Raw genomic sequence first — 8,947 nt, forward strand, 5'->3', positions numbered from 1 at the left:
TCGTAACCACCCCTTACAACCAGGTGAAGGCCTGCCCCCAACCTTCCTTGGCATGTGCAGTTACCTCGGCAAGAATTTCGGCCGGAACGGCCTTTGGGTCACCCACCTCCATCTGATTATAGTGAAACGCATAAATATGGGCGGCAAAATGCTCGAAGGTTAATGACGATTCTCCTGGAATTTCCCAATGACCGACCACAGACGGTTCAACCCCTCTCCCCCAATTTTGACGGCCCTCGTTATTCGGATTGAAAAAATAGACACGAACCTTCCCCTCTTCATCCTCGGCCACACGCTGAATGGAGACGGCGTGATATCCTAAAAACACCCCGTGGACGTTGGTAATGAGGAGCCCAACTGGATTCGGGTACACCAAATCATGCCCCCCGTCATATAAGGGATGATGTGTGGCATAAAATAACCGTAAAAATTCCTCATACCCGGAGACTGTCTGGTTAATCATAGTAATTGAAGCCAGACTGGTCGCCACCCACCGACCGTACAAAGCCGGGTTCACCCATTTGTGTGGGTCCTCACCCCGTAATGCCGCACGCTTCATCTTTTCATCGTAGATACGATCGAGATGGGGAACCAGAATGCGTGACACCGGATCGAGCTTCAAATCAAATTTTCCTTCCGCGACTCCTCCCCCGATTTCTCCGGATAAGATCGGCAGCCCCTCAAAAAGGAATTCAACAGTGTCGTCCCGAGCCGCGCTGGTCAGTAATTGGAGCAAGTATCCAGGATCATGGAGACTCCAGAGACTCAGGGCTCGGGCGCCCTGACAGGTCGGGTTGTTTCCCTGGCCCACTCCCAACGGCTGCCCTAATATGGCAATGGCTCCACCCACAATGGCAGCATTGGCGGTAATCCCAGTCCCACGGGGCAGATGCTTCTTGGTTACGTGTTGGGCAGTAGAACACAAATCAAGATTAAGCAATTTGGTCAGACCATCAGCGACCTCTGGTCGTGCCAGGAGCATCCGCTCCAACATCTGTTGAAATCCATAGATAATCCAACTGGTGGCGGGATGAATGGTCAGGCGCATTAACTCAAAGACCTTTTCCCGATATTGTTCCATATGGGCCTGGCCGACCTCGGTCAAATCCAAGGCAATCGCCAGGGTTCCCGTTTCTTCATTCTTGAGGACATGCTGGAGGAATGCGACATGGTATTCGCTGGATAGACCGGTCAGCGTCAATAATTTCCCGACCACCTTCGCCTCATTTTCAATCTCATGCGCGGTGGCTTTGGCAAGGAGAGTGCGATAGTCCGTGGGAGAGCCTGCTTTCTTGGCCAGTGGTGTGGGAGGACCCGTGGCCTTGATGTACCGGTCTAGTCTGGCGGCCAGCTTGGGATCTGGATCCTTCTGAATGTTTTTGGCTTGCTCAATCATTTTTAAGGTAAGGCTGACATCAATCGGTCGCTGGGCGACTCGCGCATCGATATCATCAAGAACGTGTTCCAGCAACCCTTCCGAGGAAATCTCTTGTTCAATCATGGCTAATATTCTGCGCGCTCGTGCATAGACCTTCGGACGCAGACGAGACTCCTCGGTCTCACTGCCGTACAACAAATCGAGATTGAGCCCCATGACCGTCTGTAAAAAAGATTGAGCGAGTTGCGCAGAAAATTTCGGGTGTTGCGAGTCACCGGCTGCAATGGATAAAACCCGAAGCTCGCTCAGCATTTCTAATGACGAATACTGCCCTTCGGCACGGAGCCCCCCACCCACCAACTCGGGCAGGAGCCGGTCAGGATGTTCCCAGGGTCCGGCATGAAAAACCCCAGCGGAGTCAAAACGGTGGGCCTGTCCTCTCACGATTTGCAGTCCTTCGTCGCTTTCAAACAAATCCGTGGCACGACGAACGACCTCTGGCTGATACTTGGCCTTGGCAAATGGCTCCGCCTGCTCCAAGGCCTCAAGGGCCGGAAGTAGGGCTTGCTCCTGACGGGCAGTCGCGGCCGTTAATTCAGGCTGAGACGAGCCCTTGGGGGAATCACTCATAGAAATCATACTCCTCATAGCGCTGTACGAGTTCACGCAGAGTTTCCGGATCTTCTCCAGCAAGGAAGACCGTCCCATAATGGTTACCGAAACCCACGCGCTCTGCCACTTTGGCGGTGACGGGTTCAAACATGGTATGCCGGTCCATATACGGATGGGCTTCCAATTCTTTGGGAAACTGGAGTTGATGGACGCTGGCTTTTCGAGGATACACCATTAAGTTAGCCGCAAAAATTTTATGGTCTTTTTCTTTTGGGAAAAATCGGTCTAATTCTGTTTTGGAGGTATTGGGATCGGAGCATAACAACAGAGCCGCATAGGGATTAAAACCATGGGCACGTTGAATGAGTTCGAATATATGGCCGCCGGGAACACGAGCCGCCACCTCCCCAAAATGCAACTCCCCCTCCTGATCCAGAAAATATTCCGGATGAATCATACCATTAACGATGCCGAATGCCTTCATGAGTTTTTCAATCGCCTTACGAATCTTTGTCCGCTGTTTGCTGAGCTTCGGCGTTTCCGGCACGATCTGGGAATAGCCCAGATGCACGTACTCGGTAATATTCATAAATTCGATTTTGCCCTTATGAATAAAGGCTTCGACCGAAAATTCCTGACCGGCCAAATGGCTTTCGGCCAGACATGGAAAGGCATCGTCGGGAAGGGAGGTGATGTCTTGTCGGCTTCGAACAAACACATGGCCCACACTGCCAGCCGCCGACAGAGGTTTCAAATGAACCGGTTCGGGCACTTCCTCTTGCAAGCGAAGTCTGGCCTCATTGATGTCATCAAAAAACGCTAGAGCTTCTTCCCGTGAGCGAATCTCTTCAAAAACCCCGACACGAATGCCGTTCATTTGCGCATTGCGCTTCATCATGGCCTTGTCTCGGAACAGCAGAGCCCGTTGAAAGGCGCGTGGATCTTTCAGTAGACGGGTGTTGAGAGACCCGGCCCATTCCACCGTTTCTTCATACAGCGGCACAGCATGACTCACCCCCCGCTCCACCAACTTTTCATAGAGTCGGTCTGAGTTCTGGTTGTGCACATAAAAGTCCCAGGTCACCACATCAACCCCATCCTCTTTCAATGCGATATCGAAACCCTCCGGTACCACCGCGACGAAGGGGATGTTGTGTTCCTTTGCGGCTTCCATCGTTTCCAAGCTATAGCCGAGCAAAGCGACCGGCGCCTTCTTTACTACCCGGGCTTTTTTTACCTTTGGTGCGCTCTTTTCCATGCAGACCTCCTTAGGTGGGGGACATATCAAATAAACTCCTCCATGCTGTCGCTGCCAGCAGACAAATGGAGAACCCATCAGGAATAATGACTGGCTCGTTTGGGAGGAAAGGTGTGTTAGAACAGATATTGGTACAGTTCAAAACCCTCTTCATAATAGGGTTTCAACCAACCGCCGCGCCACTCTAAGACTTGGTCACGAGTGGTCGCAATGCATTCAAAGCCGAACCGGCGATAGGAGCGCGTGGCCCAAAAAGCCTTGGGGTGAGCAATTAACACCATGCCACGTTTCCCCTCGCGCCAAGCCACATCACGGACGTGATTGAGTAATTGAGGCCCAAACCCTTTGCCAGTTTGGTGATCATAAACATAGATGTATCCGATATAAAACATGTCTCCGACTGACTGCGAAGACACGATGCCTACCGGCGCATTCCCTTCCCGCCCGATATAAAACTGCCGCCGTGCAAACTCTCTCTCTCCCCAGGATTCATCCACCTCATGCTCCGCCATATCCTTTTCATGAAGAAAGGGTCGATACCAGTCGGCAGAAGACCTGAGAATATTGGCGGCAACAACCATCTCATGACGTTTGGCCGGCTGAATATCCAGGCCCCGATGAATAATTCTTCTACCGTTTCTCCGATGTAGACGTTCTCCAATTTCCGTTTGATTTTGCATCATGAAGATCGATCCTTTTTTAAAAAAATTGTGACACGGACTCATGCTCTTAAAGAGCCGGGTCCGAGGGTCATTGCCTATTTTTTATAATTGTTTTTGGAGGGAAAATTGGTGTGAGCAACCCTTTAATTCACACCAACATTTCCGCATTGTGTAAGATTTTGAATTCTTGCTACGAAAACAAATAGAAGCCTTTATTCCGTTTTCGTAATTTACGAAGGTGAATGCGAGCTTCCGGCACACCGCATTCACATTCCCCCAGCATGTGGTTCTCAAGCGCAACCGGACAAAATGGTCTTGGCTCGATCACCGAATTGATAAAACCCGCACACCTCACAGACATTCCAACATTTCATTTCTAAGGTAATGTTTTATGGCAATGCTGAAAATTCATCTATCCATACCTCTATTTACCTAATCACATCGCAAGACCTGTTCCATCAGTTAAATCATTGATATTTGTAAATTTATTGAATTTTGGGACTGCAATGTCCCTTCAATTGGGACATACTTGACTCATTTTCATATTATGAGACAATATTGTCTCAATGCCAGATTCTACCTCTATTGTCATTTTGGGTTCTCCAGAGTTGGAACAAGCTCTGAATCGTGAAGGTCTTGCGGTTGCCCGATTGGAAATCCCGGAAAATGTGAAGACCCTGGAGATTGGATCCCAGACCCGCCTGGTTATACTCGACGGTCAACATCTAGGAGACTCCCGGATGTTTGACATGATGAAGACCATACAGGAACACAGACCCTATCTTGATGTGCTGGTGTTTAAACCAGGCGCCGATGCCGGCTATGTCCATTCTGTCTTGAAAAACGGCGCAACGGATGTGATTTACGAGGATTCACATGAAAAACTTCATCAAACCATAGAGGCTATTCAGACCAATCAAAAATATTCTCCGGATACACCAGATTTGCGTGATATCCGAAATAAACTGGGAAGCTTTGAGGGCATTCTTAGCCGTAACGGAGCCATGTGGGATATTTTCCAAACCATTACTCGCACCGCAAGCTCTGACGCCACGGTGTTAATTGTGGGGGAAACCGGAACGGGTAAAGACTTACTGGCCAGGGCGATTCACCGGCAGTCAGGGCGCACCGGGCGATTTGTGGCCGTCAATTGCAGCACGATCAGTCCGGAAATTATCGAATCGGAACTGTTCGGCCATGAACGTGGGTCATTCACCGGCGCTCATCAACAAAAACAGGGATTATTTCGGTATGCCGATGGCGGCACCATCCTTCTGGATGAGATTGGAGATATGCCGGTTCAAACACAACTGAGTCTTTTGCGGGTTTTGCAAGAACAGACAGTGAGGCCGGTTGGCTCCCATCATGAAGTACCAATTGACGCCCGGGTCATTGCCGCGACGAACGCCTCCTTGGCCAACGCCGTTCAAACCGGCTCCTTTCGCGAAGACCTCTTTTACCGCCTTGATGTCATTCGCTTAGAGGTGCCACCATTACGGGAACGACCGGAGGATATCCTCTATATGTTCGGGCATTTTCTGAAGCGTGTCTGTGCCGACTATGGAATGGACTGTCCGGAATTGCACCAATCCTTCATGGATCTTCTCTTAGAACAGACGTGGCCAGGCAATGTCCGACAACTGGAAAACCTCACGCAACGTCTGGTCTTAAAAGGCCACAACCGTGAATTGACTGCGGAAGATCTGGCTGAGGTGTTGTATTCACAGGATATTCCCGGGTCTTCTTCAGCTCCGACAGCCCTTGAAACGGAAAGCGTGAATCAACCCGTCCAAAGCCAGAGTGATCACACTCCGCCCATAAATCCGTCCCTTACACTGGCGGCCTACCTTGAGCCACACCTCGCCACCCTGGAGAAAGAATATTTGGAAACCGTGCTGTCCAAAAATAGCGGTCGGATTGCCGAGTCCGCCAATCAGGCCGGCATGAGTCGCCGAACGCTCCTGCGTAAACTCAATGCCTACCAAATCGACAAACAATATTTTCGAAACAAGAATTCAGAATTAAAAGGATAAACCTATTTCCCAGGATGGATGAGGAGAAAAGGCATTCAAGGATTGATATACCGGTCACGGAGATAGCTCAACAAATCTTCGACATGGTCCCGTGGGCCCACGGCCTTTCTGAGAAGATCCGGTGTTTCATATAGGTGGCCATGGCGGTGGATCCGTTCCCGCAAAAAATTCAGAATGGTCGCGAAATCCCCCTCTTCGATGCGGTGTTCAAGATCGGGGAAGCTTTTGCGTAAGACGGCAAAGAGCGAAGCCGCGTAAAGATTTCCCAGGGTGTAACTCGGGAAATAGCCAAAGGCCCCACCCGCCCAGTGGGCATCCTGCAAGACGCCTTCCGCATCATCCTTCGGTCGCACTCCCAGGAATTGTTCACTCAATCTCGCCCATTCGGCCGGAACATCCTCCACCCTGATGCGTCGTTCCAATAAGGCGAGCTCCATTTCAAACCGCAAAATGATATGCAGGTTGTAAGACACTTCCTCCGCAAAAATCCGAATGCTACCAGCCTTCACCCGGTTGGAAGCTAGGAAAACCAATTCCGGATCAAAGGCCTTGTCAGGAAAATGTCTGGTAAACACCGGCCGCAGCCACCGATAAAACCCCCGGGATCGTCCAATCATGTTTTCCCACAGACGGGATTGAGATTCATGCATGCCGGTTGACGTTGCCGCATACACGGCTGATCCTCCTGGTCCCTCCGGAATACCCTGTTCGTACAGCGCATGGCCGAGTTCATGCATCGTGGCAGCCAACCCGCTGAGCAGATCCCCTTCGTGAACATGCGTGGCAATACGCACATCCCTGCTGCCCACCCGGCATGAAAACGGATGTTCCGCCTCGTGCAACGCTCCCCGTGTCGTGTCGTACCCCACGGCTTTAATGACATCCTGGTGCATCGCCAGTTGTGCGGCCCTATCAAAATGTTCCGTAAAGGCGACCGATCCTTTCCCGGCCAAAGCCTGTTGCCGAATATCAGTCAGGCCTTGTTGGAGCGCGCCAAACATCCGTCGTAAATCCTCGACGGTCGTGCCGGGGTCGTAATCTTCAAGAAGGACATCATAGGGATGCCGGTTGGGGTCAATGGCCTGTGCTCGCTCGAGTGCCAAGTCCACATTCGTCTGGAGGCTCTCTGCAAATAGACGATAATTTTTTTCTTTTTTCGCTTCGCCCCATGCGGCGACACCACTGGCGCTGGCATTTGCAATCCTGCTGGCCAATTTCGACGGCACACAAGTCGCCCGGCGGTAAGTTAGGCGCATATTACGAACCGCGGCTTGTTGCTCGGAAGTCGGATCAGGTAGAGCTGCCACCGCCTCAATGAGTTCACCCAGTCGAGGTGACGTGGCCTGTTCGTGATACAACCGCCCGATCAATTCACTCTGTCGGGCACGGCCCCCTGCCGACCCTGAAGGTAGGGTCACTTGCTGATCCCAACCCAGTAAACCTCCAATGCCGGCCAAAGTATCTAATTCAGCAATTTGCTGAGACAGTTCATCCCATGCTGCTGTGGTCATACACTAATCCCTTCGTTTAACGAGATGATTGCCTTAGAGATGGGAGGATCTTCATGAGAAGCCAGCGGTCCGTTCACGGAATTTCTCCCTCAACGATTGTGAAACGCCTTTGCGAGATTCCCGCCGGCTTGTTTGAGAACCTGGCTCGTTTTGGCAAAGGCAAAACGGACGAGGTGCTGTCCCAGATCTGTCGCCTGATAGTAAAAGGCGCCACCTGGAACCACCGCCACCTTCGCCTCCGTAATCAACCGTGTGGCAAACGATTGGGAATCACCCTTGTGTTCCCATGGCCCGTAGCCGGCTAAAAGATAATAAGCCCCTTGAGGTGCATAGGGCTCAAATCCACTGTCAGTCAGCATCTGAATGGTGAGGTCCCGACGTCGAAGAAATCTTGCACGGAGGTCGGTGTAGTACGAATCAGGTAACGCCAAAGCCGTGACCGCCGCGTATTGGAAGGGCGTCGGCGCACAGATCGTGAGATAATCATGTACCGTCCGGATCGCATCCGTCACATCCTTGGAGGCCAGGACATAGCCAAGACGCCATCCGGTTGCCGCGTAAATTTTGGACAAGCCCCCGGTGATGACAAGGCCTTTCCAGTCAGGCGCAAGCGTGGCCGGCGCAATATGCCGATAGGGTTCGTAGTACAAGTGATCATAGATTTCATCTGTCACCACATAGATCCCATGCTGATCGGCCAGAGCCAGGATGGCGTTCAGTTCTTCCCGCGTGAACACATGACCGGAGGGATTATGAGGAGTATTCAAAATAATGGCTCTGGTACGTGGGCTGATGGCTGACCGAAGTTCATCAAGCGGTAACGCGTAATCAGGTGGGCGAAGGGTCACAAACCGTGGCGTCCCGCTGGCAAAATACACAGCGGGAACGTAATTTTCGTGGGCGGGTTCGATGATGATGACTTCATCGCCAACCTCGACTAACGCCAGCATGGCCGCCACGATCGCTTCCGTCACACCACAGGTAATGGTGATCTCTGTCTCAGGATCAAAGGTGAGACCATGACGTTCATGCACATGCCTGGCAATGGCTTCGCGTAATTCTGCCAATCCCCAGGTCACGGAATATTGATTGTGATCATTCGTAATGGCATCAATCGCGGCTTGTTTCACCACAGGCGCGGTGGGAAAGTCGGGACGACCTTGAGCCAGATTAATCGCGTCATGCTCCATGGCAATTCGCATATTTTCGCGAATCTGGGATGGTCCGATCCGGTCCAGTCTGGAGGGAGGGTTGAAGGTCATGGGTTTATTCGTATCACCAAACAATGGCATGGCTTACCTTCATATTAAGAAATTAATAGATACCCAGGGAGAGTTGGCGATTCCAATCGCCGGCCATATATCAATCGACAACATGTGAAAAATTGAGGGACTCGCCAGAATAGGAGATCTCAGGGAAGTTCTTCAACTTCAACATAACACCAGCCAGGAAGACATATGTGGTGGATACCGAAAGAATGAGATTCGGAGACT

General features: G+C 51.3%; 6 protein-coding genes. 1 reads left to right on the forward strand and 5 read right to left on the reverse strand.

The annotated features are described in order from the left end of the window. Positions 1–13: 13 nt before the first annotated feature. The 3 genes from AAH187_RS10910 to AAH187_RS10920 all read right to left on the reverse strand — a co-directional run bounded on the left by AAH187_RS10910 (position 14) and on the right by AAH187_RS10920 (position 3,931). A complete protein-coding gene (locus AAH187_RS10910) occupies positions 14–2,008 on the reverse strand; it encodes a hypothetical protein (protein ID WP_342348486.1) in 1,995 nt (664 codons plus the stop codon). Further along, the gene (locus AAH187_RS10915; RefSeq protein ID WP_342348487.1) at positions 2,001–3,248 is read right to left on the reverse strand and encodes an ATP-grasp domain-containing protein; all 1,248 of its coding nucleotides are present in this window, start codon (positions 3,246–3,248) and stop codon (positions 2,001–2,003) included. The genes AAH187_RS10910 and AAH187_RS10915 overlap by 8 nt, the downstream gene beginning before the upstream one ends. Before the next feature lie 116 nt (positions 3,249–3,364). Beyond that, entirely contained in the window at positions 3,365–3,931 is a 567-nt protein-coding gene (locus AAH187_RS10920; RefSeq protein ID WP_342348488.1) for a GNAT family N-acetyltransferase, read from the reverse strand. A 545-nt stretch (positions 3,932–4,476) separates the two neighbouring features. On the opposite strand from AAH187_RS10920, the gene AAH187_RS10925 reads away from it, so the two are divergent. Continuing rightward, positions 4,477–5,943: a sigma-54 dependent transcriptional regulator gene (locus AAH187_RS10925; RefSeq protein WP_342348489.1), complete on the forward strand. Its 1,467-nt coding sequence runs from the start codon at positions 4,477–4,479 to the stop codon at positions 5,941–5,943. A 35-nt stretch (positions 5,944–5,978) separates the two neighbouring features. Here AAH187_RS10925 and AAH187_RS10930 read toward each other — a convergent pair whose 3' ends face one another. Beyond that, on the reverse strand, positions 5,979–7,454 hold the full coding sequence (locus AAH187_RS10930) for a carboxypeptidase M32 (protein ID WP_342348490.1): 1,476 nt from the start codon (positions 7,452–7,454) through the stop codon (positions 5,979–5,981). 89 nt (positions 7,455–7,543) lie between these two features. After that, positions 7,544–8,746, reverse strand: a complete 1,203-nt coding sequence (locus tag AAH187_RS10935; protein ID WP_342348491.1) for a pyridoxal phosphate-dependent aminotransferase — start codon at positions 8,744–8,746, stop codon at positions 7,544–7,546. Positions 8,747–8,947: the final 201 nt, after the last annotated feature.

Origin of the sequence: uncultured Nitrospira sp., from assembly GCA_902500695.1 — a bacterium.
Lineage (GTDB): Bacteria > Nitrospirota > Nitrospiria > Nitrospirales > UBA8639 > Nitrospira_E.

Bases quoted from the DNA above. Each gene is read 5' to 3' on its own strand.
- AAH187_RS10910 (WP_342348486.1), bottom strand. From the start codon at position 2,008: ATGAGTGATTCCCCCAAGGGCTCGTCTCAGCCTGAATTAACGGCCGCG.
- AAH187_RS10915 (WP_342348487.1), bottom strand. From the start codon at position 3,248: ATGGAAAAGAGCGCACCAAAGGTAAAAAAAGCCCGGGTAGTAAAGAAG.
- AAH187_RS10920 (WP_342348488.1), bottom strand. From the start codon at position 3,931: ATGATGCAAAATCAAACGGAAATTGGAGAACGTCTACATCGGAGAAAC.
- AAH187_RS10925 (WP_342348489.1), top strand. From the start codon at position 4,477: ATGCCAGATTCTACCTCTATTGTCATTTTGGGTTCTCCAGAGTTGGAA.
- AAH187_RS10930 (WP_342348490.1), bottom strand. From the start codon at position 7,454: ATGACCACAGCAGCATGGGATGAACTGTCTCAGCAAATTGCTGAATTA.
- AAH187_RS10935 (WP_342348491.1), bottom strand. From the start codon at position 8,746: ATGCCATTGTTTGGTGATACGAATAAACCCATGACCTTCAACCCTCCC.